General features: G+C 70.5%; 25 protein-coding genes. 6 read left to right on the top strand and 19 right to left on the bottom strand.

The annotated features are described in order from the left end of the window. Positions 1-112: 112 nt before the first annotated feature. The gene (locus ACWGDB_RS30665; RefSeq protein WP_427840983.1) at positions 113-751 is read left to right on the top strand and encodes a mycothiol-dependent nitroreductase Rv2466c family protein; all 639 of its coding nucleotides are present in this window, start codon (positions 113-115) and stop codon (positions 749-751) included. 13 nt (positions 752-764) lie between these two features. On the opposite strand, the gene ACWGDB_RS30660 is transcribed toward ACWGDB_RS30665, so the two are convergent. The 10 genes from ACWGDB_RS30660 to ACWGDB_RS30615 form a co-directional block, all read right to left on the bottom strand. Beyond that, positions 765-992, bottom strand: coding sequence for a hypothetical protein (locus tag ACWGDB_RS30660; protein ID WP_453825396.1), 228 nt, complete (start codon positions 990-992; stop codon positions 765-767). Further along, positions 992-2047 carry a glycerophosphodiester phosphodiesterase family protein gene (locus ACWGDB_RS30655; protein WP_453825395.1) on the bottom strand — a complete coding sequence of 352 codons (1056 nt, stop codon included), beginning with the start codon at positions 2045-2047 and terminating at the stop codon, positions 992-994. The genes ACWGDB_RS30660 and ACWGDB_RS30655 overlap by 1 nt, the downstream gene beginning before the upstream one ends. A gap of 26 nt (positions 2048-2073) precedes the next feature. Continuing rightward, on the bottom strand, positions 2074-3501 hold the full coding sequence (locus tag ACWGDB_RS30650; protein WP_453825394.1) for an FGGY family carbohydrate kinase: 1428 nt from the start codon (positions 3499-3501) through the stop codon (positions 2074-2076). 269 nt (positions 3502-3770) lie between these two features. Beyond that, the gene (locus ACWGDB_RS30645) at positions 3771-4796 is read right to left on the bottom strand and encodes a 2-hydroxyacid dehydrogenase (RefSeq protein WP_453825393.1); all 1026 of its coding nucleotides are present in this window, start codon (positions 4794-4796) and stop codon (positions 3771-3773) included. Beyond that, on the bottom strand, positions 4793-5875 hold the full coding sequence (locus ACWGDB_RS30640) for an ABC transporter ATP-binding protein (RefSeq protein WP_453825392.1): 1083 nt from the start codon (positions 5873-5875) through the stop codon (positions 4793-4795). The genes ACWGDB_RS30645 and ACWGDB_RS30640 overlap by 4 nt, the downstream gene beginning before the upstream one ends. Further along, a complete protein-coding gene (locus ACWGDB_RS30635) occupies positions 5853-6680 on the bottom strand; it encodes a DeoR/GlpR family DNA-binding transcription regulator (RefSeq protein WP_453825391.1) in 828 nt (275 codons plus the stop codon). The genes ACWGDB_RS30640 and ACWGDB_RS30635 overlap by 23 nt, the downstream gene beginning before the upstream one ends. Next, positions 6677-7762, bottom strand: a complete 1086-nt coding sequence (locus tag ACWGDB_RS30630) for an ABC transporter ATP-binding protein (protein ID WP_453825390.1) — start codon at positions 7760-7762, stop codon at positions 6677-6679. The genes ACWGDB_RS30635 and ACWGDB_RS30630 overlap by 4 nt, the downstream gene beginning before the upstream one ends. Continuing rightward, positions 7759-8589 (bottom strand): carbohydrate ABC transporter permease, encoded by an 831-nt coding sequence (locus ACWGDB_RS30625; RefSeq protein WP_383613320.1) that lies wholly within the window; start codon positions 8587-8589, stop codon positions 7759-7761. The genes ACWGDB_RS30630 and ACWGDB_RS30625 overlap by 4 nt, the downstream gene beginning before the upstream one ends. After that, positions 8586-9467: a carbohydrate ABC transporter permease gene (locus tag ACWGDB_RS30620; protein WP_383613317.1), complete on the bottom strand. Its 882-nt coding sequence runs from the start codon at positions 9465-9467 to the stop codon at positions 8586-8588. The genes ACWGDB_RS30625 and ACWGDB_RS30620 overlap by 4 nt, the downstream gene beginning before the upstream one ends. A 3-nt stretch (positions 9468-9470) precedes the next feature. Next, positions 9471-10892, bottom strand: coding sequence for an ABC transporter substrate-binding protein (locus ACWGDB_RS30615; RefSeq protein ID WP_453825389.1), 1422 nt, complete (start codon positions 10890-10892; stop codon positions 9471-9473). Positions 10893-11081: 189 nt separating this feature from the next. On the opposite strand from ACWGDB_RS30615, the gene ACWGDB_RS30610 reads away from it, so the two are divergent. The 3 genes from ACWGDB_RS30610 to ACWGDB_RS30600 all read left to right on the top strand — a co-directional run bounded on the left by ACWGDB_RS30610 (position 11082) and on the right by ACWGDB_RS30600 (position 14039). Further along, complete coding sequence (locus tag ACWGDB_RS30610; RefSeq protein ID WP_453825388.1) at positions 11082-12542, top strand: FGGY-family carbohydrate kinase; 1461 nt, start codon at positions 11082-11084, stop codon at positions 12540-12542. Positions 12543-12623: 81 nt separating this feature from the next. Next, positions 12624-13247, top strand: a complete 624-nt coding sequence (locus tag ACWGDB_RS30605; protein ID WP_453825387.1) for a histidine phosphatase family protein — start codon at positions 12624-12626, stop codon at positions 13245-13247. A gap of 12 nt (positions 13248-13259) precedes the next feature. Further along, complete coding sequence (locus ACWGDB_RS30600; protein WP_453825386.1) at positions 13260-14039, top strand: SAM-dependent methyltransferase; 780 nt, start codon at positions 13260-13262, stop codon at positions 14037-14039. Positions 14040-14244: 205 nt separating this feature from the next. On the opposite strand, the gene ACWGDB_RS30595 is transcribed toward ACWGDB_RS30600, so the two are convergent. From ACWGDB_RS30595 to ACWGDB_RS30560, 8 genes are all read right to left on the bottom strand, one after another. Next, the gene (locus ACWGDB_RS30595) at positions 14245-15639 is read right to left on the bottom strand and encodes an amino acid permease (protein ID WP_453825385.1); all 1395 of its coding nucleotides are present in this window, start codon (positions 15637-15639) and stop codon (positions 14245-14247) included. A gap of 121 nt (positions 15640-15760) precedes the next feature. Continuing rightward, a complete protein-coding gene (locus ACWGDB_RS30590; RefSeq protein WP_453825384.1) occupies positions 15761-16654 on the bottom strand; it encodes a TauD/TfdA dioxygenase family protein in 894 nt (297 codons plus the stop codon). An 11-nt stretch (positions 16655-16665) separates the two neighbouring features. Next, on the bottom strand, positions 16666-18018 hold the full coding sequence (locus ACWGDB_RS30585) for an LLM class flavin-dependent oxidoreductase (RefSeq protein WP_453825383.1): 1353 nt from the start codon (positions 18016-18018) through the stop codon (positions 16666-16668). Between the two features lie 176 nt (positions 18019-18194). Next, positions 18195-18911 carry an ABC transporter ATP-binding protein gene (locus tag ACWGDB_RS30580; protein WP_453825382.1) on the bottom strand — a complete coding sequence of 239 codons (717 nt, stop codon included), beginning with the start codon at positions 18909-18911 and terminating at the stop codon, positions 18195-18197. Then, positions 18887-19729 (bottom strand): ABC transporter permease, encoded by an 843-nt coding sequence (locus tag ACWGDB_RS30575; RefSeq protein WP_453825381.1) that lies wholly within the window; start codon positions 19727-19729, stop codon positions 18887-18889. The genes ACWGDB_RS30580 and ACWGDB_RS30575 overlap by 25 nt, the downstream gene beginning before the upstream one ends. Positions 19730-19734: 5 nt before the next feature. Further along, the gene (locus tag ACWGDB_RS30570) at positions 19735-20802 is read right to left on the bottom strand and encodes an ABC transporter substrate-binding protein (protein WP_453825380.1); all 1068 of its coding nucleotides are present in this window, start codon (positions 20800-20802) and stop codon (positions 19735-19737) included. 209 nt (positions 20803-21011) lie between these two features. Further along, a complete protein-coding gene (locus ACWGDB_RS30565; RefSeq protein ID WP_453825424.1) occupies positions 21012-22178 on the bottom strand; it encodes an ROK family protein in 1167 nt (388 codons plus the stop codon). Then, positions 22156-22389 (bottom strand): hypothetical protein, encoded by a 234-nt coding sequence (locus tag ACWGDB_RS30560; protein WP_453825427.1) that lies wholly within the window; start codon positions 22387-22389, stop codon positions 22156-22158. Before ACWGDB_RS30560 ends, ACWGDB_RS30565 begins: the two co-directional genes overlap by 23 nt. A 355-nt stretch (positions 22390-22744) precedes the next feature. Between ACWGDB_RS30560 and ACWGDB_RS30555 the strand changes: the two genes are divergently transcribed. After that, entirely contained in the window at positions 22745-23326 is a 582-nt protein-coding gene (locus ACWGDB_RS30555) for a biotin transporter BioY (RefSeq protein ID WP_453825379.1), read from the top strand. A gap of 120 nt (positions 23327-23446) precedes the next feature. Here the strand turns inward: ACWGDB_RS30555 and ACWGDB_RS30550 are convergent, their stop codons facing one another. Beyond that, the gene (locus tag ACWGDB_RS30550) at positions 23447-24175 is read right to left on the bottom strand and encodes a hypothetical protein (RefSeq protein WP_451166697.1); all 729 of its coding nucleotides are present in this window, start codon (positions 24173-24175) and stop codon (positions 23447-23449) included. A 241-nt stretch (positions 24176-24416) separates the two neighbouring features. On the opposite strand from ACWGDB_RS30550, the gene ACWGDB_RS30545 reads away from it, so the two are divergent. After that, the coding region (locus ACWGDB_RS30545) for a serine/threonine-protein kinase (RefSeq protein ID WP_453825378.1) at positions 24417-25359 on the top strand (943 nt) is incomplete at its 3' end.

Here is a 25359-nt window from a genome sequence, read left to right as displayed (position 1 = left end):
CAGCCCTGATCCTGCCATGCGCCCCTGATCCACGGCACCGGGGAATGGCGGGGCGAGCAGCGGTGTTGCCCGAGAGATTCGGCTGAGACCTGCTTGCCTCATGAGGAGAGACATGTCGGAGAAGACCCCCGTCGACTTCTGGTTCGACCCGCTGTGCCCCTGGGCCTGGATGACCTCCCGTTGGGTGCTGGAGGTGGAGAAGGTCCGTGACATCGAGGTCCGCTGGCATGTGATGAGCCTGGCCGTTCTCAACGAGGACAAGCTGGACGACCTGCCCGAGCAGTACCGCGAGCTGCTGGAGACCAAGGCGTGGGGTCCCGTCAGGGTCGTCATCGCCGCGCAGGAGGAGCACGGCGCCGAGGTGCTCGGCGACCTCTACACCGCGCTCGGCACCCGCATCCACAACCAGGAGGAGGGCCCCGGCAAGGAGACCGTGGCCGCCGCCCTGAAGGACGTCGGCCTGCCCGAGTCCCTCCTGGAGCACTGGGACGGCACCCCCTACGAGCCGCAGCTGCGCGCCTCCCACAAGGAGGGCATCGACAAGGTCGGCCAGGAGGTCGGCACCCCCGTCATCGCCGTTCCCGGCGCCGACGGCGAGCAGATCGCCTTCTTCGGCCCCGTCGTCACCCCGGCCCCCAAGGGCGAGGACGCCGCCAGGCTCTGGGACGGCACCCTCGCCGTGGCCTCCGTGCCGGGCTTCTACGAGATCAAGCGGACGCGGACGAAGGGGCCGGACTTCAGCAACCTTTAGGGCTCACCCGGGCTCACCCCGGTTCCGTGACGGCGGCCTGGATCTTCAGTTCCTCCGGGAGCAGGCCGCCGTCGCTCTGCCGGTGCCAGGGCTGGTACCAACGGCAGCCCTCGGCCGTGCAGCGCCACAGGTCGGCGGTGAAGGCGTGCTTCTCCTTGATCGCCGCCCGCTCCCGGTCGTCGAGCTTCCTGAACACCTGCATGCTGCGACAGGTACGGCAGTTCTTGTCCCGGAAAAACATCAGCCCCTCCTAGCCATCACCGCCAGATCGGGGAAGTCGGTCACGACCGCGTCGACCCCCAGCCCGTAGTACAGCGCGTACTCGGCGAACGCGTCCCCGAAATCGTTCGGTCCGCTACCGCGCCGGAAGGCCGCCGGCAGGAACTGGTTCTCCGCGCGGAAGGTGTACGGCCCGATCCGCAGCCCCGCCGCATGCGCGTCCGAGACGAGCGAGGTACCGGCGACCGACGACCTGTCCGGCCCGATCCACTGCGCGTACTCGGCGATCCGCGCCAGTCCCGCCGGGCTCATCATGTCCTTGTACGTCGTCGGATCACCGGCCGAGACCAGGTCGTACGGCCCACCCGTCGTCCCCAGCGCCTGCCAAAGCGGCACCCGCAGCCGCTCCGCCGCGATCCGCTTCAGACTCGTCGGCTCGAAGGACTGCACCACGCACTCGCGCGGGCCGAGCCGGTTGCGACGGATCACGTACGCGAGCTTCGGCTCCAGCGGCAGGCCGATGGAGCGGAAATACGTCGGATGCTTGGTCTCCGGGAAGACGGCGATCGTACGGCCGTAGGCCTGCGACAGCCGGCGCGCCAGGTCCACCACCTCCTGGAAGGTGAGGACCTCCTCCCGGCCGTCGAACACGGTGTTGCGGTTGCGGACCAGCGGCAGCCGTTCCACCGCCCGCAGCGTCTTCAGCTCCGCCAGCGTGAAGTCCTCCGTGAACCAGCCGGTCACCGACCGCCCGTCCACCGTCTTCGTCGTACGGCGGTCCGTGAACTCCGGGTGCGACGCCACGTCCGTCGTCTGCGAGATCTCGTTCTCGTGCCGGACGACCAGGACGTGGTCCTTCGTCGGGACGAGATCCGGTTCGATCCAGTCGGCGCCGGTCTGCACGGCGTACGTGTAGGAGGCCGCCGTGTGTTCGGGACGCCAGCCGGCCGCGCCGCGATGGCCGATGACGACCGGCCGGGTCGAAGGGCGGGGGCCGGCGGCCGCCGGCGCGGGTACGGCCACGGCCGCCGTGGTGCCGGCGGCCGCGAGCAGCAGGGATCTACGTCTCGGATGCATGCAACTCCCTTTCCTCGTACGGCTCTTCAGATACGTCGTGCCCGGTCGCGCGCCTCGGTCAGGCGGGCCAGATGGTCCTCGTACGCCCTCGCGTAGTACGCCGCCCGCTCTCCGTCCGGCTCGACGACCGCCGTCGGCCGCGTCCACGCCTCCGCGTCCAGCGCCACCCCGTACCGCTCGGCCGCCGACAGCACCGCACCCCGCGCGCCCACCTCGCCCTCGACGACCCGCAGCGGGCGCCCGAGGACGTCGGCGAGCAGCCGCATCCAGGCCGGGCTGCGCGTACCGCCGCCGCACACGGCCAGCGTCCCCGTGAGACCCGCCGCCTGCAGACAGTGCCGGGCCGCGTAGCCGATGCCCTCGCAGGTCGCCCGGACGAGGTCGGCGCGGGTCGACTCCAGGGAGACACCGGTCAGTTCGGCGCGCAGACGTGGTTCGACGAAGGGCGCGCGTTCGCCCGACGGCGCGAAGTACGGCAGCACCCGCACTCCGTGCGCCCCCGGCGGGGTCTCGGCCAGCAGCCCGTCGACCTCCTCGTGCCGGACGCCCGTCGTCGACAGCACCCAGTCCAGCGCGGCCGTACCGACCATCGCGGGCATCGCGCGCAGCCAGTGGCCCGGGCGGTCGGTGTTGATGAACAGGCCGGCCGGCTCACCGGTCAGGTCCAGGTCGGTGGTCGCGACCAGGCTGGCCAGACAGGTGCCGACGATGAGGAGACCGTCGCCAGGAGACGTCACGCCCGCGCCGAGCGCGCAGGCGGGCAGGTCGTACGGGCCGTTCGCGATCCGGGTCCCGGCCGGGAGGCCCTCGCCGCGCGTCTGTGCCGTCGCGACCGGGTCGCTGACAGGGGCGAGGAGGCCGCGGCGGTGGGTCAGGCCGAGGAGTTCGACGACCCGGTTGTCGTACGTCCGTGTCCGCGGGTCCAGGAAGGGCATCGAGGCGTCCGACACGTCCGTCGTCGGGGCTGCACCCGTCAGCCGCTGGAACACCATGTCCTTGCAGTACAGGGCGACGGCCGCGGCATCCAGAGCCTTCGGCTCGTGACTGTCCAGCCAGGCCAGCAGCGGTCCCGGAGACCCCGGGAACATCGCGCCGCCCGTCCGCCGGAACACCGTCTCGAACGTGCCGTCCGCCAGCCAGCGGTCGACCAGTTCGTGCGCCCGGCCGTCCATCCAGGAGGCGGCGGGCCGCACGGGGTGTCCGTCCGCGTCCACCAGCCATACGCCGTCGCCCTGGCCGGTCAGGCCGGCCAGCTCGATCTCCTCCGGCACCTGTTCGGTGACCTCGCGAAGGACGGCCACGACCGCCCCGTACACCTCCTCCATGTCCTGCTCGACGAACCCGCCGCGCAGGGCGAGGTCCACCGGGCGGGCGGCGACGGCCAGTTCACGGCCCGTGGCGTTGAAGGCAGCGGCCTTCACCGTGGACGTGCCTACATCGATACCGACGTACATTCCAACCCACCTCTTTGGCTCGGTCGGCCGTGCAGTGCCTTTTGCAGCTGGCGTGCCGAATATCTGGTTCGGTCGCCTTCGGGGCGCCTCAGCCGGTGTCGAGAGGGCGATCGTGCTCGACCCTTCGGGCCTCCGCGCTCCCCCAGAGGGGGTGCCCCCAGCCCTCTCGACACCGGCGCGCCCCTACGGCTCCCTCACGGCCGGTGTCGTCGGCCCGGTGGACGTTGGTGGGCTCGCACCCGGGGCCGGGCCTCCGGGCGGACCTCACCTCAGGTCAGGCAGTGTGCGAGGGGCTCCCCGCGTGACCAGCGGCCCACTTCCCCGGCGGCGATGCGGGCCGCCTTCTCCGCGACCGCGCGGGACGCGCCGCCCAGGTGGGGGGTCAGGACGACGCGGTCGGCCAGGGCGTGCAGGCGGGAGGTCGGAGGGAGCGGCTCCTGGGCGTAGGTGTCCAGGGCCGCCGCCGACAGGTGGCCGTTCTCCAGTGCGTCGCACAGGGCGTCCTCGTCCAGGAGTGGGCCGCGGGCCGCGTTGACCACCACCGCGCCCTGCGGGAGCAGGGCGAGTTCGCGGGTGCCGATCAGGCCCCGGGTCTCGGTGGTGAGGCGGGCGTGGAGGGTGATCACCCGGGAGGCGCTCAGGAGGTCGTCCAGGGAGGCGACCCGTAGGCCGTGGATCTCGCCGTGGACGTAGGGGTCGTGGACCATGACCCGTGCACCGAACGCGCCCAGCACGCGTGCCACCCGGCTGCCCACCGCCCCGTAGCCGACCAGGCCGACCGGCAGGTCCTCCAGTTCCAGGCCGCTGTGCTCGTAGGTGTAGTAGGTCGCCCCCTCCCAACTGCCCTGCCGGGCAAGGAGGTCGTGGGCCTGCGGGATGCGGCGCAGGGCCGCCAGCATCAGGCCGACCGTGAACTCGGCGGTGGCGGCGGCGTTGCGGCCGGGCGCGTAGCAGACCCGGACGTCGTGCCGCTTGGCCGCGTCCAGGTTGACGTTCACCGGGCCGCCCCGGCAGACGACGACCAGACGGAGGTCGGGACAGGCGTCGAGGACGCGTTCCGTGACCGGGCCCATCTGGGTGACCAGCACCTGCGCCCCGGCGAGCGCCTCGATCAGCTCGTCCTCGGCGTCACTGGCCTCCGTCACCTCCGACACGGGGCCGAAGGGGTCCAGTGGCCAGCCGAGGGTCAACTCGGCGACTTCGCAGGTGAGGTCGCGCTCCAGTGCCTCTCTGATGAGCGACGGCAGGATGAAGTGGTCGCCCGCGGCCACCACGCGCATGTTCCCGTTGGTCATCGGAGGGAGTCTCCTGTCTCGGCGTCGAAGACATGGGTGAGGTGAGGGTCGGCGGCGACGTGGACGCGGTCGCCGTGGGCGAGGCGGACCTCGGGGTCGGTGAGGACGACCAGAGGGTTGTCGACGCCGTCGAGGGTGAGCGTCGCGATGCCCGACTCCAGGAGCGGTTCGTGGGCCACGACGCGGGCGGGCAGGCCGTCGTCCTCGCCGGTCAGGGTCAGGTCCTCGGGGCGGATGCCGACCGTCACCTCCCGGCCCTCGGCCACCGGCACCGGCAGTGCGATCCGCACCGTTTCGGAGAGGCGGGCGTGGGCGTCGGTGTCCGCGATGCCGGGGAGGAGGTTGATCGAGGGCTCGCCCACGAAGTCCGCGACGAAGACGTTGGCGGGGCTGTCGTAGATCTCGTACGGGGTGCCGAGCTGCTGGATGACGCCGTCCTTCATCACGGCGATCCGGTCGGCGAGGGACAGGGCCTCCTCCTGGTCGTGGGTGACCAGGATGGTCGTATGGCCCAGGTCGCGCTGGATGCGCTTGAGTTCGCGGCGGGTCGTGTCGCGCTGGGCGGCGTCGAGGTGGGACAGGGGCTCGTCGAGGAGCAGGACGTCCGGTTCGCGGATCAGGGCCCGGGCCAGGGACACGCGTTGCTTCTGGCCGCTGGAGAGGCCGGCGGGGTGGGCGTCGAGGATGGCCGTGAGGTCGACGCGCTCGGCGATCTCCTTGACCTTGCGGTCGACGTCGGCCCGGTCCGCCCGTCTGCGTGCCCTCAGGCCGAACGCGAGGTTCTGCGCCACCGTCAGCGGCGGGTAGAGGGCGTAGTTCTCGAACGCGACCCCGATGTTGCGCTGCTGGGCCGGTCGCGCGGTCACGGACGCCCCGCCGACCAGGATGTCCCCGCCGGTCACCGTCTCCAGCCCGGCGATCATGCGCAGGGTGGTGGACTTGCCGCAGCCCGACGGGCCCAGGAGGCCGAGCAGTTCCCCGGAACGCAGCGCGAGGTCGATGCCGCGCACGGCGTCCACCGCGGGGCGGCCCCGTGCCGAAAAGGTCTTGCGCAGATCACGTAGCTCCAGCTCGGTCATCGCTGCCCTTCGTCGCGCATACCTCGTAACGGACCTTGTGCTCGTCCAGGTCCCGCAGCGCCTCCGCCGACGCCCCGTCGTCCACGAGGAGCAGGTCGAAGCGGGAGAGGGGGACCACCCGGTGCAGGGCGACGCGGGCGAGCTTGGTGTGGTCGATCAGCAGGATGTTGCGGGCGGCCGCGTCGAGCATGGCCCGCTTCACCGACACGATGTGCTGCTCCTGGTGGTAGGCGTACCCCCCGCGCACGGCCGACGTCGACGCGAAGCAGACGTCCACGCGCAGCTGCTCGATCGCCTCGACGCAGGACACGCCGAGGAAGGACGAGTGCAGCGGGTCGTAGTCGCCGCCCAGGGCCATGAGGTGGATGCCGCGCTGGTCGGAGAGGAGGTTGATGGCCTCCAGGAAGTTGGTGACGACCGTCAGCGGGGTCACCTCCCCGAGCCGCAGCCTGCGGGCTATCTCCAGGGTGGAGGTGGAGTCGTCCAGCATGATCGCCATGCCGGGCTCGATCAGCTTCAGCGCCCGGTCGGCCACGGCGGCCTTCTGCGCCCGCATGGTCTTCAGCCGGTACTGGACGTTGGACTCGAAGACACCGGACGGCTGCGCGGTCACCCCACCCCTCGACTTCCGTACGATTCCCTGCCGTTCGAGCTCGTCGAGGTCCCGGTGGATCGTCATCAGGCTCACGCCGAACCGCTCGGCCAGCTCGGCGGCCGTCGCCGAGCCGTCCGCGAGGACCTGCTCGGCCATGGCGGCCTGGCGCGCCGCGGGGCCCTGCAGACCGCTGCTGTGGTTGCTGCTCATCGTGTCTCGATCCGTCGTCCTGGACGCTCCGGCCGGTCGGCCTCGAACAGCAGCAGGTTCTCAGGCCGGACCGACAGCCGGACCGGATCGTCGGGTCGAAGGCCGGCCGCGTCGCCGCGCGGGGCGACCAGCGACACGTGCTGCTCGCCGAGCCGGACGGTGACCTCGACGGACCGGCCGAGCACCTCGGTGACGTAGACGGTGCCGGTGAGCTCGTGTCCCCGGCCGTTCAGCTCGATGTCCCGTGGACGCACGCCGACCAGGACCTCGGTGCCGGGGGCGGCGTCGGCACGCATCGGCAGCTCGACCTTGCCGTCCGCCGAGCGGAAGGGCCCGTCGGGCGCGAGGGCTCCCGGCAGCAGGTTGATGCGGGGCCGCCCGAAGGCGCGGGCGACCTCCGTGTCGTGGGGCCGGTACCAGATCTCCTCCCGTGTCCCCGTCTGCACGATCCGCCCGCCCCGGATGACCCCGATCCGGTCGCCGAGCGCCAGTGCCTCGACGGAGTCGTGGGTGACGTAGAGGGTGGTCGTGCGCCGCACCGCCCCGATCGCCTTCAGCTCGGCCCGCATCTGCTGGCGCAGCTTGGCGTCGAGGTGGGACAGGGGCTCGTCCAGGAGGAAGGCCCGGGCCGGACGGACCAGGACACGGCCGAGGGCGACGCGCTGCCGCTGGCCGTTGGAGAGCCGGCCGACCGGGCGGTCCAACAGGGCCGAAATGCCCAGGAGTTCGGCCACCTCGCCGATCCGTTCCCGGGCCTGCGCAGCGGGGAGGCGGTGCCGGGGGGAGCGGAGCGGCGAGGCGAGATTGTCGTAGGCCGACTTGTGCGGGTAGAGGGCGTAGCTCTCGAAGCACATCGCCACGCCACGGTCGTAGGGCTCGATGCCGCGCATGTCCTTGCCGTCGAGTTCGACCGTGCCGGCGTCGGGCGTCTCCAGCCCGGCGACGGTCTTCAGGGTCGTGGTCTTGCCGGCGCCGGACGGGCCGAGCAGGCAGAAGAACTCGCCCTCGGACACGTCCAGTTCCAGCCCGTCCAGCGCTGTGACCTTGCCGAATGTCTTGCGGATCTGCCGCAGGCGGATCATGACTTCACCGCCCCGAACGACAGCCCCCGCACCAGATACCGCTGGATGGTGAGGGCCAGCAGCAGCGGCGGTACGACGGACACGAGCGCGGCGGCGGCCGTGAGGTTGTACTTGGGCCGGTCCCCGCCCAGGAAGGACAGCGCGCCCACGGTCACGGTCTGCGCCTCGTTGGAGGTCAGGATCAGCGGGAAGACGAAGTTGTTCCAGGCGAAGATGAAGGCGAGCAGGGACACGGCGGCCACTCCCGGCTTCACCAGCGGAAGGGCCACCTTCACGAACGCCTGCTTGCGGGTGTAGCCGTCCAGCAGTGCCGCCTGCTCCAGTTCTGGCGTGAGGTCGGCGAAGTACGACCGCATGATCCACACGATCAGCGGCAGCGTGACCAGCTGGAGCACCCACACCATGCCGACGTACGTGTCGAACAGTCCGAGCTTCTGGTAGAGCACGAACAGCGGGATGATCACGGTGAGTTCGGGTGCGAACCGGAACGACAGCAGCGTGAACATCAGGTTCTCCGAGCCCTTGAACCGCCAGCGCGCGGAGGCGTACGCGGCCGGCAGCCCGACCAGGAGCGACAGCACGACCGCTCCCACCGACACCACCAGGCTGTTGACGAAGAACCGCACGAACGGGATGCCCTCGCTGTCGCCGAGGACCGTGCGGTAGCCGTCGAGGGTGGGGGAGAAGGAGAAGTAGGTGGAGAAGAGCTGGTTCGTCGGCTTCAGCGACAGGATCACCATCCAGGCGATCGGGAACAGCGCGAAGACGAAGTAGAGGATGAGGGCGGCGTCGGCCAGCCACCCCAACAGGCGTTTCTTGACGGTCATTTGACTTCCGCGGCCTTCCGCTGGATCTTCCCCAGGTGCTTCACCAGCACCATCGCGGCCAGATACACCACGGCCCACAGCACGATCGTGTAGCTGATCCCGAACGAGTACCGCTGGAAGCGGATCGCCTCCAGGTAGGCCCGGATCTGGAGCACGACGGTCGAGTCGCCCGGCCCGCCCTCCGTGAGGGCGTAGATGATGTCGAACACCTTCAGCGAGTCCATGAACCGGAAGATCACCGCCACCAGGACGTACGGCCACAGCATCGGCAGCGTCAGCCGCCGGAAGGTGTACCACCAGCCCGCCCCGTCGACGGCCGCGGCCTCGAAGGGTGAGGTCGGCAGCGAACGCAGGCCGGCCAGGGCGAGGATCGCCACGAACGGGGTGTAGACCCAGACGTCCACGGCGATCGACGACAGCAGCGCGCCGGTCGGTGTGTCCGTCCACTGGACGCCGCCGAGCCCGAAGGGTCTCAGCAGGTAGTTGATCACCCCCACCGACGGCTGGAGCATCAGCTTCCAGATGATTGCCGCGATCACCGGCGCGATCATCAGCGGCAGGATGAGGATCTTCTCCAGCACCCGTCCGACCAGCGACGACCGGTGCAGCAGCAGGGCGACGGCGACCCCGAGGACCGTCTCGACGGCGGCTGCCCCCACCGCGTACAGCACCGTCACCCACGCCGAGTTCCAGAAGGCCTCCTGCGTGAAGACGGTCTCGTAGTTCTCGAACCGCACCATGTCCGGCTGGGGCTTGCTCGCCGAGAAGTCGAACAGGGTGTAGTAGAGGCCGAGCCCGAAGGGGTAGAGGATTCCGCAGGTCAACAGCAGGGCGGGGACGATCAGGAGGTACGGGCGCAGGGCGAGCCGCCATCCCATCGGCTAGCCCACCTTGTCGGCGAGGTCGCCCGCCAGCCCGTCGAGCACCGACTCGGCACCGCCGCCGCCGTAGATCTCCTGGAGGGCGGCGGCCCAGCTGGTGGTCGCGTCGAAGAACTGCGCCTGCGGGGTGAACTGGATCTTCGTCTGGTCGACGACGGTCTCGAAGGTCTCGATGAAGCCCGGCAGGTGCCGCATCTTGTCCTTGTAGGCGCTGTCGTCGGCGATCGACTTGCGCACCGGGTCGATGTGGTTGTGCGTGATCGCGCTCTTGCGCAGATGCTCCTTGCCGGTCGCCCACTGCAGGAACAGCCAACTGGCGCTCTTCTTCTTGCTCTTGGCGTTCATACCGAGCGACCAGATCCACATGTTGGTGGCGAGTGACCCGTCCGGTCCCTTCGGACCGGGGTGGAAGGCGATCTTCCCGGAGGCCGGGCTCGCCCCCTCGACCGCCTGGAAGTAGGCGGCCGTGTCCGCGTCGAACAGCATCCCGGCCTTCTTCGCGCCGAGGTCGCTCGAGCACTGGTACCAGGTGTACGACGTCCAGGACGGCGGCCCGCCCTGCTTGACCATGCCGGCCCAGTCCTCGGTGAACGCGACGGCCTCGGGGCTGTTCATGGCCGGTGTGAGCTTCCCGCCCTCGACCGTGAAGTCCTTGAGCCCGTTGCGGGCGTACATCGTCATGAAGCCCGGGTGGATGGTCGCCCAGCTCCTCGATCCCCGTACGGCTATCCCGTACATGCCGTCGAAGCCCGCGCCCGGCGCCTTCTGCTTGATGGCCCCGGCGGTCTCGCGCAGCTCGTCGAAGGTCTCGGCGGGTTTGAGGCCGAGCTTCTTGAAGACGTCCGTGTTGTAGGCGACGACGTTGGTCTCCCAGCCCCACGGCAGCGCGTACTGTCCGCCCTGCCCGAGCGGCGCGCCCGCCTTCAGGGACCACTGGTCGGCCTGGAGGAGGTTCGGGAAGAAGTCGGCCTGGTCCCATTCGGCGCCGGTCGCCGCGGAGTTGCGCATCCAGGGGCCGAGGTCCTCCAGCCAGCCGGGCGGCCCGTACTGCCAGACCATGTACGCGCCGAGCATGAAGACGTCGTACGAGGCCCGGCCGCTGGACAGGTCGACGGTGAGCTTGTCGAAGTAGTTGTCCTCGGGGAAGACGTCGTACTCGACCTTGATGCCGGTCTTCTCGGTGAAGGACTTCAGGTCGGCGATGAGCGCGTCCGTGTACGGGTGCTTGTTGAGCAGCGCCTTGACGGTCGTGCCCTTCTCCCGCTTCCAGTCGAAGGAGCCGGTGACGTCGTCCGCCGCCGAGCCGTCGCTCTTGTCGTCGTCACCGCCGAACCCGGCCCCGCAGGCCGCGAGCAGCGGCGTCGCCGCGGCCGCGGCGGTCAGGGCGAGGAAGCGCCGGCGGTCGTGCACGTGCATGTCCATCCGTGACCTCCACGTGGGGTTGGGCCATCCGGGTGCTCGGGTTAACACGGCGAGTCGACTCGTTAACAGAGGGTGGAACGACGGAAGTTGGGCGTCAATCCCTCGCGCAAGGGAAAATCTCAGTGCAGAGTGTGAAGTTCACGGATCGAGATGTGCTGGAGGTCCGGTATGGCACACGAACAACCCCGTATGACGCACGATCAGGACGACGCATGGCTCGGGATCGATCTCGGCACCCAGAGCGTGAGGGTCCTGCTGGTCACCGGGGACGGCGCCGTGCTCGGCAGCGGCTCGGCGCCCCTCGGCGGGCGGCGGGACGGGGTGCGGCACGAGCAGGATCCGGGGGAGTGGTGGGACGCGGTGTGTACGGCGTCCCGGGCCGCGCTCGGTTCAGTGCGGGGGGTACGGATCGGCGGGCTCGCGGTGTGCGGGACGTCCGGGACCGTGCTCCTGACGGACGGGGCGGGCCGGCCGAAGAGCCCCGCGCTGATGTACGACGACGGGCGGGCGACGGCTCAGGCGGCGCGGGCGCGGATGGCGGGGCTCAAGGTGCAGGACACCTGGGCGCTGCCGAAGGCGCTGTGGCTGACCGAGACGTACGGGCAGGGGCGGGTCACCCATCAGCCGGACCTCGTGGTCTCCCTGCTCACCGGCGAACTGCCCCCGGCCGACTCCAGCCACGCCCTGAAGACGGGCTACGACCTGGAGCGGGACGCCTGGCCGGCCATGCCGGCCCGGCTCGGCCTGTCCGACGCGGTGATCCCGGACGTCGTACGCCCGGGCACCCCCCTCGGCGAGGTCTCCGCGACCGCATCCGAGGCCACCGGCATCCCCGCCGGCACCCCCGTCATCGCGGGGATGACCGACGGCTGCGCGGCCCAGATCGCCTCCGCCGCCCTGCGGCCCGGCTCCTGGAACTCGGTGCTCGGCACCACGCTGGTCCTCAAGGGCGCGTCCCCGACCCTGGTCCGTGACCCCACCGGCGTGGTCTACAACCACCGTGCCCCGGACGGCAGTTGGCTGCCCGGCGGCGCCTCCAGCGTGGGCGCGGGCGTGCTCACGGCGGCGTTCGCGGGCGCCGACCCGGCGGCCATGGACACGCTGGCCGCCTCCTACGAGCCGTCCGGCGCGATCACCTACCCCCTCGTGTCGCCCGGCGAGCGGTTCCCGTTCCTGGCCCCGAAGGCCGTCGCGATCGTCCTGGGTGAACCCGAGTCGGACGCCGACCTGTGGGCCGCGCTGCTCCAGGGCATCGCCTTCACGGAACGCCTGTGCCTGGACTATCTGCACCACCTCGGCGCACCCCTCGACGGCCCCCTCACCTTCACGGGCGGCGCCGCCCGCAGCCCGTACTGGAACCAGTTGCGCGCCGACATCCTGGGCCGCCCGGCCCGCGTACCGCAGCAGACGGAACCGGCCCTGGGGATGGCGGCGCTGGCGGCGTACGGAGCGGGCGCGGCGCCCGGTCTGGCGCAGGCCGCGGAGGGCATGGTCCGCATCGGCACGACCGTCGAACCCCGCCCCGGCCGCGCCGCCCGCTTCGCCGAGCCGTACGCCCGCCTGATCGACGAACTGACCGCCCGGGGCTGGCTCCCGCCCCCGGTCGCGGCGCACGCACTCGCGCGCCTGGACGCGGATACTTCGGCTTGATGAGCACGGGCACGGACGCGGGCACGGACACGGGCGCAGGCAAGCAGAGGCAAGGGAACGGGCATGGGTGTGGAGCCGGTCATGAGTACGACGCTGTTGCTGGTCCGGCACGGACAGACGATCTGGCATGCCGAGAACCGCTACGCCGGGATCAGCGACGTGCCCCTCACCGACACGGGGTGCGCCCAGGCCGAGGCCCTCGGCCGCTGGGCCGCCGCCCATCCGGTCGACGCGATCTGGACCTCGCCTTTGTCCCGCGCCGTGGCCACCGCCGACCCCGCCTGCCGGGCCCTCGGCATCACCCCGCACCGCGAACCCGGCCTGCGCGAATGCGACTTCGGCGTGCTGGAGGGCCGGACGCTCGCTCAATTCGCGGCCGAGGATCCCGATGCGGCGGAGGCCTTCCGCGCCGACCCGGTGGCCCACCCGTTCCCGGACGCCGAGAACCCCGTCGCCGCCGCCGAGCGCGGTGCCGCCGCCCTGCGCCGCATCGCCGCCGCCCACCCCGGCGAACGCGTCCTCGTCGTCGCCCACAACACCCTCTTCCGACTGGTGCTGTGCACCCTGCTGTCGATCCCGGCCGGGGAGTACCGCAGAGTGTTCCCGAAGTTGCGCAACGTGGCGATCAGCGAACTCCACATGAAAACCGACGGTTCTGCGGCACTTCTCTCCCTCAATGTGCCGTGCGGGCCGGACGTGTCGTAGGACCATGTGCCCATGACGGAGATCGACACCTCGGTACCGCACTCGGCCAGGATCTGGAACTACTGGCTGGGCGGCAAGGACAACTACCCCGTGGACGAGGCCGCCGGCGACGCCTACACCGCCGTGTACCCCGGCATCGTCACCATCGCCCGCAGCAGCCGCGCCTTCCTGGGCCGCAGCATCCGGTACCTGGTCACGGAGGCGGGTGTACGCCAGTTCCTCGACGTCGGCACGGGCCTGCCCACCGTCGACAACACCCACGAGGTCGCCCAGAGTCTCGCCCCCGAGTCGAAGATCGTCTACGTCGACAACGACCCGCTGGTCCTGGCCCATGCCCGCGCCCTGCTCACCTCGACGCCCGAGGGCGTGACGGCGTACGAGGACCTGAGCCTGTACGAGCCGGAGAAGATCCTCGAGGCGGCGTCCCGCACCCTCGACCTCTCCCGCCCCACGGCCCTGATCCTCAGCGGCATCCTCGGCCACGTCACCGACTACGAGCAGGCCCGCGGCATCGTCCGCGGCCTCCTGGCGGGCCTGCCCTCCGGCAGCTACCTCTCCCTCAACGAGGGCTCCCGGGGTACCGACCCGGCCTACGAGCAGGCCCAGGACGCCTACAACGAGACCGGCGCCGTCCCGTACTTCCTGCGCCCGGTCGACCAGATCACCGCGTACTTCGAGGGCCTGGACCTGGTCGAGCCCGGCATCGTCTCCGTCCCGCTCTGGCACCCGGAGCCGTCCGACGAGGGGCCGCAGCCGATCGGCCAGCACGGCGGACTGGGCCGCAAGCCCTGACGCCCTCCGGCGGCACGGGAAAGCCCCCGCGAGTCAGGTCCTCGCGGGGGCTTCCTTCATTCCGCCTGCATCGTGAAGGGTGAGAAGACGATCACGAGGCAGGACGCCTTGTTGCAAGTGTCTTGCAACAACAAGCTAACAGCAAAAAGCCCCCGTGTGGATGACACGGGGGCTTCGATGCGGTCGGACTGCCGTCCGTGATGCGTCAGCTCTTGGCGCGCGCCTTCTGCCAGGCGAACCCGACGACCGCCAGGAACAGCGTCATGCCGCCGGTCGAGTAGAGCTGCACGCGCGTGTCCGGCTCCCGGGCCATCAGGACGAAGATGGTCGCCATGCCGGCCAGCGCGACCCAGGTCAGGACCGGGAACGCCCACATCCGCACGACCAGCTTCTCCGGTGTCTCGCGCTCGAGCCGGCGGCGCAGCCGCAGCTGGGAGACGGCGATGAAGATCCAGACGACCAGGATGACCGCGCCGATCATGTTCAGCAGCCAGGGGAAGACGTCGTCCGGCCGCCAGTAGCTCAGCACCACGCACACGAAGCCGAACACCGAGGACGCGAGGACCGCGACGCGCGGGACGCCGCCCGACACCCGGCCCAGGGTCTTCGGTCCCTGGCCGCGCTGGACGAGCGAGTACGCGATGCGCGAGGAGCCGTAGATGTTGGCGTTCATGGCGCTCAGCAGGGCGACCAGGACCACGACGTTCATCAGCTGACCGGCGCCGGGGATGCCGAGCTGGTCGAGGGTGGCGACGTACGGGCCCTTCTCGACGACCTCCTTGGAGTCCCAGGGGACGAGGGTGACGACGACCGCCATGGAGCCGATGTAGAAGAGGGCGATCCGCCACATCGCCGTGCGGACCGCGCTCGCGACGCCGCTGACCGGGTTCTCCGACTCGGCGGCGGCGATGGTGACCGTCTCCATGCCGCCGTAGGCGAAGACCGATGCCAATAGGCCGATGATCAGGCCCTCGGTGCCGTTCGGGAGGAATCCGCCCTCACCGGTGAGGTGCGCGGTGCCCGGCGCGTCCGTGCCCGGCAGGACGCCGGCGATCGCCAGCCCGCCCAGCACCAGGAACAGCGCGATCGCGCCGACCTTCAGGGCCGCGAACCAGAACTCGAACTCGCCGAAGTTCTTGACGGCGGCGAGGTTCGCACCGCAGAAGACGACCATGAAGAGGGCCACCCAGGCCCACTCCGGAGTGTGCGGAAGCCAGGTCGTGACGATCTTCGCGGCGCCGATGCCCTCCAGGCCGACGGCCGTGCAGAGCAGCACCCAGAACGACCAGCCGGCCGTGAAGCCGGCCCACGGGCCGATCGCCCGCTCGGCGTGCGCGGAGAAGGAGCCGGAAGAGGGATACGCGGCCGACATCTCGCCGAGCATCCGCATCACCAGCATCACGAGGAGGCCGGAGAGGACGTACGCGATGACGATCGAGGGACCGGCGGCGGCGATGCCGGCGCCGGACCCGACGAACAGGCCCGCGCCGATGACACCGCCGAGGGCGATCATCGACAGGTGGCGCTGCTTGAGGCCGTGATTCAGTCCGGGGGAGACGTCGTCCGCCTGCGGGGGCGTCTCCGTGGTGCTGTTGGGCATGGGCGCGGCTCGTCCAATGCAGAAGGAGGGCAAAAACGCCCACAGTCTGGGCAGCCTCTCCGTTCAGGAGGAGAGGCTGCCCACTATGCGGACACTTACCGCACCTACTGTGACGCTCCGGCTACGCAGCGACGGGTGTGTAGTGCGACGCGTCCCCCTCGATCGAGTAGCTCTCCTTGCCCTCGATGCCGACGGGCACGTCACCGGCGACGGTCACCCGGTGCAGGCGGCGCGGCAGCCCGTCGTAGTTGTCGACGGCGTAGTGCTGGGTGATGCGGTTGTCGAAGACGACCAGCTGGTTCTCGGACCAGCGGTGGCGAAGGATGTTCTCCGGCCGGGTGACGTACGCCTGGAGCAGGTCGAGGATCCTGCGGGACTCGCCCGGCGAGAGGCCCACGATCCGCTGCGCGAACCCGCCGATGAACAGGCCGCGCTCACCCGACAGCGGATGGACGCGGACGACCGGGTGGACCGTGCGGTACTTGATCGACGTGAACTCGGCGCGACTGGCGGCCTGCTGCTCGTCGACGTCCTCGTCCGGCACGGCGTAGTCGTAGTCGTTGGTGTGTTCCGCCCACAGGGAGTCGGCCAGCTTCCGCAGCGGCTCGGGCAGCTGCCGGTAGGCGGCCGCCGAGCTGGCGATCAGGGTCTCGCCGCCGTACGGCGGGATCGTGATGCTGCGCAGGGTGGTGGCCTGCGGCGGGTTGAGGACGAAGGTGACGTCGGTGTGCCAGTGGTTGGCGGCACGGCCGCGCTCGCTGTCGACGGGCAGCACGTTGGGGGTGCCGGCGACGGAGGAGACCGTCGGGTGGGCGGTGGTGACGTCTCCGAAGTGCCGGACGAAGGACTGCTGGGTCTCGTCGTCGAGGTTCACGTCGTCGAAGACGAGCGCCTTGTGGGCGGTGAGAGCCTCGCGCAGCGCGGCGACCGTCTCCTGGCCGAGCGGCCGGGAGATGTCCACGCCGAAGACGCGAGCGCCGATGCTGGCGGTGACCTTCTGGATCTCGAGGGACATGTGCGGTCCTTTCAGACGAGGGCGGGGGTGCCGGTTGCGGGGGAACTGACGTACTGGTTGGCGGGGCGCGGGAGGCCGTAGCGCTCGCGCAGGGTGCGGCGCGGGCCGTACTCCGTGCGGAGCAGACCGCGGGCGCGCAGGATCGGGACGACGTGGTCGACGAAGGTGTCGAGGCCGGAGGGCAGGACCGGCGGCATGATGTTGAAGCCGTCGGCGGCGCCCTGCGTGAACCAGGTCTCGATGGCGTCGGCGACCTGCTCGGGCGTACCGGCGAACGTCAGGTGCCCACGGCCGCCGCCGAGCCGCCCGATCAGCTGCCGCACGGTGAGCCGCTCGCGCCGGGCCAGCTCGACGACGAGCGTGTAGCGGCTCTTGGCGCCCTCGATGGCGTCCTCGGGCGGCAGATCGGCGGGGAGTTCGGAGTCCAGCTCCAGGACACCGGACGGCAGTTGCAGCAAGCTCTCCAGCCGGCCCACCCCGTGCGTGTACACGATGTGGTCCTCCAAGACCTGCTCGGCCGCCCGTGCCTCGGCTTCCGTCGAGCCGATCACCGGGACGATGCCCGGCAGCACCTTGATGTGCTCGGGGTCGCGGCCGGCCGCCGCCGTACGTGCCTTGAGGTCGGCGTAGAAGGCCCGCGCGTCCTCGATCGTCTGCTGCGCGGTGAACACGGCCTCCGCGTACCGGGCGGCGAAGCCCTTGCCGTCCTCGCTCGAACCGGCCTGCACGAGCAGCGGATAGCCCTGCGGGCTGCGCGGGACGTTGAGGGCGCCCTCGACGCTGAAGTACGTCCCCTGGTGCCGGGGCGGATGGATCTTGGCGTCGTCGCCCCACACGCCGGCCGCCTTGTCGGCGACGATCGCATCGTCCTCCCAGCTGTCCCAGAGCTTCAGGGCGACGTCCAGGAACTCGGAGGCGCGGGCGTACCGCTCGGCGTGCGCGGGCTCCGCGTCAAGGCCGAAGTTGCGGGCGGCCTCCGCTCCCGCCGTGGTGACGATGTTCCAGCCCGCCCGGCCGCCGCTGATGATGTCGAGCGAGGCGAACTTGCGGGCCAGGTTGTAGGGGGAGTTGTAAGAGGTGGAGGCGGTGGCGATCAGCCCGATGTGCTCGGTGGCCGTCGCCAGCGCGGTGAGCAGCGTGAGCGGTTCCAGGGCGCCGGCGGGGCGCTGGGCGAGGTTGTTCCACAGCTGGGGGCCGTCGGCGAGGAACAGGGAGTCGAAGGTGCCGCGTTCGGCTACGCGGGCCAGGGTGACGTAGTGGGCCAGGTCCACGTGCGCGTACGGGTCGCTCTCGGGGAGCCGCCAGGAGGCCTCGTGGTGGCCGGTGTTCATGAGGAAGGCGTTGAGGTGGAGTTGCCGGGGCATGCGTGTCCTTCACGGTGGCAGTCGGGGAGGCCTATTGAGCGCCGGTCCAGGCATTTCAGCCCGTCCGGCGTTTGAGGACGAGGCCGTTCAGGCCGAAGCGGGGGTCTGGGGGCGGCAGCCCCCAGGTACGGGACGGGTAGGGGCGGCGGGGGCGAGAAATGCACGGCGACCGGCGGTCACCTGACGTCCTCGGTCACCCCCAGCGCCGCCAGCAGCCGCGACCGGTACTCGCCGCGCGCCCCCGCATCGCGATCGATGGCCAGGTCGAGCCCGATACGCCCCCGCTCCAGCACGAGCACCCGGTCCGCGAGCACGATCGCCTCGTCGACGTCGTGAGTGACGAGTAGGACGGAGGGGCGGTGGCGTTCCCACAGCTCCCGCAGCAGGTTGTGCATCTTGATCCGGGTGAGCGCGTCCAGCGCCCCGAACGGCTCGTCGGCCAACAGGAGTTCGGGCTCGCGGACCAGCGAGCGTGCCAGTGCCGCACGCTGCTGCTCGCCGCCGGACAGCTCGTTGGGCCAGGCGCCCTCGCGGCCTTCCAGCCCGACCTCGGCGAGGGCCTCGCGGCCCTTGCGCTCCGCCTCCCGGCCGTCGAGCCCGAGGAGGACGTTGGCGAGGATGCGTCGCCAGGGCAGCAGCCGGGAGTCCTGGAAGACGACCGAGACTCGGTCCGGGGCGGTGAGCTGTCCGCTGCCGGTGACCTCGTGGTCGAGACCGGCGACCGCACGCAGCAGGGTGCTCTTGCCTGAGCCGCTGTGCCCCAGCAGGGCGACGAACTGGCCGGCGGGGATGTCCAGGTCGATGCCGTCGAGAACGACACGCCGGTCGAACGAACGGGTCAGCGACCGGAGTTGGACGGCCGGACGGGTCAGCTGCTCAGTGTGCGGCGCCACGACAGCACCCTCCGTTCGATGAGGCGGACCGTGCTGTCCGAGGCGAGGCCGAAGATGCCGTAGACGACCAGGCCGACGAGGATGACGTCCGACTGGCCGTAGTTCGTGGCCTGGAACATCATGTAGCCGAGGCCGCTGGTGGCGTTGATCTGCTCCAGGACCACCAGGCCCAGCCAGGAGCCGGTCACGCCGAGCCGGAGTCCCACGAAGAACCCGGGCAGCGCGCCGGGGATGACGATCTCCCGTATGAAGCGCAGCTTCGACAGGCCCTGCACCTCGGCGAGTTCGACGAACCGGTTGTCGATGCCGGACAGCGCGGCATGCGTGTTGAGGTAGATCGGGATGTAGACGACGATGGCGATGATCGCGATCTTGAAGGTCTCGCCGATGCCCAGCCAGAGGATGAACAGCGGGATCAGACCGAGGGTCGGGATGGCCCGGTTGAGGTTGACCGTGCCGTCGATCAGCGCCTCTCCGGTGCGGGTGAGCCCGGAGGCCAGGGCCAGCACGATGCCGGCGGTCAGACCGATCGCGAAGCCGGACGCGGCCCGCTGCAACGAGGTGAGGATGTCGGTGATCAGGGTCCCGTCGCTCCACAGCTGGGCGCCGGTCTCCACCACCGTCCAGGGTGCGGGAATCGCGGCGGGGTCGAGCGCCTCGGCTGCGGACGCGACGGCCCACAGGACGAGCACCAGCAGGGGCCCGGTGAGCCGGGCGGCGGGAAGGCGTTTGCCGGGGGCGAGCCCGCGGCGGCGTTTACGGGGCCGCTCGTCGGCGACGACGACGTCGGCGGCCTTGTGCAGGGTGGTCGTGGTCATGGCGGTCACTTCCGGTACTCGGCCGGTACGGACTTCGCGGCGATGCCCTCGAAGCGGTGGTCGAAGAGCTCGCTGACGTCGAACTTCTTCACGAACCCGCCCTCGGCGAGCAGATCCGCGGTCTCCTGCTCCCACTTGATGGCCTCGTCCCAGCTCGGCGGGTACAGGGGCTTGTTGGCGAGCTCGGTGATGGCCTCGGCCTGGGGGAGGGTCAGGTTCTGCGTCTTGACGTAGAACTCCCGGTTCCAGACGTCGGGGTGCTCGTACGCCCACACCTGGCCCTTGGCCCAGTACGGGATGTACGCGGCGATCGCCGCTGCCTTCGCGGGGTCGTTCAGCACCGAGACCGGCGCCCACAGCAGGTTGAGCAGGTCGACGACGTCGGTGTTGATGATGCGGGCGCCCTTGGCCTCGTACTGCGCCAGGTAGGCGGGCGCCTGGGTGTTGCCGAGCGGGGCGATGTCGACCTGCCCGGACTGCAGGGCCGTGAGGAACTGGTTGCTGGTCAGCGGGACCAGCTCCACGTCGTCGTACTTCAGCCCCGCCTTCTTCAGCGCGCGCAGCAGGACGACGCCCTGCGCCTGGCCCTGCGAGAAGGCGAGCCGCTTGCCCTTGAAGTCGTCGACCGACCGGATGTCGCTGCCGGGCTTGGTGGCGAAGAGGTAGTTGGGCTTACGGGTGATGTTGATCGCCACGATCTTCGCGTCGAAGCCCTGGTAGTACGCCTGGATCGGCGGGATGCCCGCGTTGTTGGCGAGGTCCAGGGACTTGGCCCGGAAGGCGTTGATGACATCGGGCCCGGCGCCGATGTTCAGCCAGTTGCCGACCTTGAAGGGCGGATCGCCCAACTTGGCCAGTCTGAACTGGAGTTGCTGGGTGTTCTGGTACGAGGCGATCTTCAGGCTCGTACCGGCGGGCACGTTCTTGGCCAGCGGGGCGGTCGAGGAGCCCTCGCCGGCGGCGGCCGCGCTGCCGTCGGCGCAGCCGCTGAGTCCGGCGACGCCGGCCGCGGCGCCGAGCAGGGAGGTGAGGAAGAGCCGTCGGTCGACACCCGGCACAGGAGAAGAGGACATGGGAGGACTCCGTGAGTGAGAAAAAGGGCAAGAAGGCATGCGGAATTCCGGGCAGGAGAAGCCGGAGAAAGGGAATTCACGCAGGAGGAAATGAGCGCTTCACACGCGGCAACGTGTCAGCAACAGTGGGTGCGACAGCTCACGAACGGGCTCATGAGCAGGATGTTCCTGGTCATCGGTGGTCCCTGTCAATATTCCGAGTTTCTGAATTAAATAGCCTCAGGTGACGCGGCCAACGGATCCCGGTAGAGCACGTCCAGTGCCACCGATCCGCCCGCCACGGCAAGGACGGAATCCGCGAAACTTGTCGGCAGGACCGCGGCCGCCCGCTCCGTCCCGGCCGCTTTGCGCAGCGCGCCGAGACAGTCCTCCCGGCTCAGGACGCCAATCTCGGTGACGACGACGGTCTCCGGGTTGAGTACGTCCTGCAGCAGCCCCACCGCCCGGCCGGTCATCCGCGCCCGGTCGGTCAACAGCCGTACCGCCACCGGGTCCCCGCCCGCCGCCGCGTGCACGACATGCATCGGGTTCGCCCCGTGGATGACGCCCGCGGCCCGCGCCCGCCGGCACAACGTCCGCTCGCTCAGCTCGACCTGGAGGCAGCCGACCCGCCCGCAGTCACAGGTCTCCGTGCCGCCCGGCACCGGCAGATGGGCGATGGCGCCGGCCTGGGAGCGGGGACCGTGGTGCACCTCGTCGTTGGTGGCGAAGGCCGCGTCGACCACATTGCCGACGAACAGATGCAGTACGCTCCGGCTGCCGCGCGCCCGCCCGAAGAGGCGCTCCGCGTTCACCAACGCCCGCGCGTGCCCGTCCACATGGACCGGCAGCCCGGTGTGCGCGCCGAGGACCTCCCGCACCGGCACCTCGCGCCAGCCCAGCATCGGGTGCTCGACGACGGTCCCGGAATCCCGGTCCACCCAGCCGCCCGCGGCGAAGCCGACGCCGAGCGGCAGGCTGCCCGGCGCCGCGTCCAGCAGCGCGGCGAGCCCGTCGGCGGCGCGGGCCAGGACGGCGTACGGATCCGTGGCCCCCGAGTGCTTCAACTCCCGTTCGACGACGACCCGTCCCCGCAGATCGAGCAGCGCCACGGTGGTGTACGGCACCGCCACATGCACCCCGCCCACCACAAAGCGCGAGTGGTCCAGGTCGATGGGTACGTGCGGCCGGCCGACGCCCTTGGACCGCCGGGGCGCGGCGGCCTCCCGGACGAACCCGAGTTCGGTGAGGCGGGCGCAGTGGTCGGTCACCGAGGCCGGTGACAGGCCGGTCAGCCGGGCGATGGTGCTGCGCGCCACCGGCCCGTGCTCGAGGACGGACCGGAGGATGACGCTGGCGCTGGTACGGCGCCGGTCACTGTCGGAGACACGGGGGATCGGAGACGAAGTCGAGGTCGAGGTCGAGGTCGAGGTCGAGGTCGAGGTCGAGGTCGAGGTCGAGGTCGAGGTCGAGGTCGAGGTCGAGGTCGAGGTCGAGCTTGGAGTCGAAAGGGTGGGTGCCGCGATACGGGGCATGGGGAACTTCCTCGGGAGCCGGTCCGACACTGCGCCGTCTGATGCGGGCGAGTCGAACCGACGGCCGACTCACCCAGGACGGCGACAGGCGGCCGCGCCCACGCGTCGCAGGTCGACGTGGCGACGCGACGAGAAGTTCCGGGACTGGGCGACCATGCGCTCGAAGCTAGCAAAACGGCCCACCGCTGCCCAGACGGCGACCGACGGGCGAGACGGCAGACCGACGGGCGAGACGGCCGACCGGCCTGTGAGCTGGGCGTCCTCGACTCAGTGACCGGCATCACCTCGTACCCGGTGTAACCCCCATCCTTTGTCCGGAGCCCACCAACCCCGTGATCCGCCCTTTGTCGACCACTGACGGTGATGGGCATGCACACGCTGGGATAGCGTCACAGCGTCCCGTACCACCCTCACCTCGCGGAGTCCCCATGAGCACCGCTGCCGCCGCCCCCGCCCGCACCGGACAGGTCCTCGCCGACCTGCTCCCGGCCTCCCGCGTCCGCGACATCGCGCTCGTCGTCGGCGGTGCCGCGCTCACCGGCCTCGCGGCCCAGATCGCCGTGCCCGTGCCCGGTTCCCCGGTGCCGGTGACCGGCCAGACCCTCGCGGTGCTGCTGGTCGGCACGGCCCTCGGTGCCGGTCGCGGCTTCCTCTCCCTCGCGCTGTACGCGCTGGCGGGCATAGCGGGCGTGCCGTGGTTCGCGGAGGGCACCTCCGGCGCCGCGGCCCCGTCCTTCGGCTACATCCTCGGCATGATCCTCGCGTCCACCGTCGTCGGCGCCCTGGCCCGCCGCGGCGCCGACCGCACGGTCCTGCGCACCGCGGGCGCCATGCTGCTGGGCGAGGCGATCATCTACGCCGTCGGCGTCCCCTACCTGGCCCTCGCCACCGGCATGTCGGCGACCGCCGCGATCGCGGCGGGCCTCACCCCGTTCCTGATCGGCGACGCCCTCAAGGCGGCTCTCGCGATGGGCGCGCTGCCCACCGCCTGGAAGTTCGCCAACCGCTGACGCCGCGGTCCTCGCGGAAGAGGCTCGCCGGGTAAGTACCGCACCCGGCGAGCCTCTTCATGTTTCTACGTGCTTCTGCGTCGGACAGGGCCCGTTCCGCGTCGGACAGGGCCCGTCGGCTCAGCCCTCCTGCGACCGCCGCGGGCGGCGCAGTTGAGACCACCACAGCCCGGCCGCGCCCGCCGCGATCAGCGTCGCGCCGGCCGCGCCCAGCGGCAGGACGTCCCGGCCGAGGCCGGTCTTGGGCAGCTCGTCGGCACCCGGTGCGACCGGCTTGTTGTCGGTGCCGAGCAGCAGGGGGGTGGCCGGAGCGTCCGGTGACGGGTTCGTCGTACCGAACGGCACCGGGCCCTGCTGCCAGTACGTCTTCTTGCCGTCACCGGTCTGGACGGGGAGGCAGATATTGCCCTCCTTGCCCAGGTCGTAGGTCGCGTCCACGGCATACGACTTCGACTCACCGGCGGGGAGATTGTCGACGGGGCAGGCGAAACCGCTGTTCGAGCCCTCCGGAAGATTGTTCTTCTCGATTGCCGAGCAGCCCTCGACATTCTTGACCGTCAGGCCGTCGAACCCGACGACCAGAAGCTGGATCTTTCCGCTGTCCTTGGTCCCTTCGTTCTTGACGGTGGCAGTGATCTCGGTTTCCTGCGAACTGTTGTTCACCGAGATTTTCTCGGGCAGTTCGGTGGTGAGCTTCACTCCCGCCGGTGCCTCGTCGATGACCTTTCCCCCCTTGCTGCTCCCGGGTCCCTGGTCGTCCGCACTGGCAGTGAAGGAAAGGATCATCACTGCCGAGAAAGATGTCGCGACCAGCGATCCCGCGATGGCCGTCGTGCGACGAGAACTCATGTTCGTCCCCCTTGCCTGCGCCTGAGTTCGCAGTACTTGAAGAGCTACCACAAGATTTCTCCGCACTATGCTGGTACGGCCTGAAGTGTGACCATTGTGTTTCAATGGCGGATGTCTGATGCGGCATCGAGGGGGGTGCAGTGGATTGCCGGGGAATATGGGAAATACGAGGAGCGGTGGGGTTCCAGGTTTACTGGTGACGGGGCGCTATCGACTGGTCGAGAGTATCGGGCAGGGGGGAATGGGGCGTGTGTGGCGAGCGGTCGACGAAATACTCGATCGTCTGGTCGCCGTCAAGGAAATGCGCATCGACGGCCTCGACCCGGAGGACACACGCACACGCCGTGAACGCACCCTGCGCGAGGCGAGGGCGACGGCAAGGATCGACCACCCCAACGTCGTACGGGTCTACGACGTGGTCGACGAGGGCGAACGCCTCTGGATCGTCATGGAGTTGGTGGCCGGCCGCTCCCTGGAACGCATCATGGCGGAGGAGGGCCCGCTGGGCCCGTGCGAGACGGCCCGGATCGGCATCGGCCTGCTCGCGGCTCTGCGCCAGGTCCACGACCGCGGGGTGCTGCACCGGGACATCAAGCCGGGCAACGTCCTGGTGGAGACGGAGGTGGCGCGCGGGCGGGGCCGGGTGGTGCTGACCGACTTCGGCATCGCGGCGATCCAGGACGCGAAGGCGCTCACCATGGTCGGCATGCTGGTCGGTTCCCCCGACTACATGGCCCCCGAGCGCATCTCCGGCCGCCCCCAGGGCCCACCGTCCGACGTCTGGTCCCTGGGCGCCACCCTGTGCGCGGCCCTCGCCGGCCGCTCTCCCTTCTCCCGCGACACGACCCTCGCGACCCTGCACGCGGTCCTGTACGAGGAGCCCGAACTCCCGCCCACGGCAGGCGCCTTGCGCACCATCCTCGCCGCCCTCCTGGACAAGGACCCGACCCTCCGCCCCGGCCTGGACACCCTGGAAACGGCCCTGGAGCCGGTGGCGTTCCCTGCCCCTACACCGACGATGCCGGTCATGAGGCCCGCGCCGGTCACGGGTGCGCCGGGAGGCGGGGAGCCCGAGACCCTGGCGGGCCCTGGGCGATCGAGCGCGGGGGCTGCCGCCGGCCTCGGGGGGTTGGATGCGGGGTCTGCCGCCGACGCCGGGCGGTCTGAGGCGGGGACTGCGGGTG

This window comes from Streptomyces sp. NPDC055013, assembly GCF_053608645.1.
This window is presented reverse-complemented; position numbering and strand designations above follow the sequence as displayed.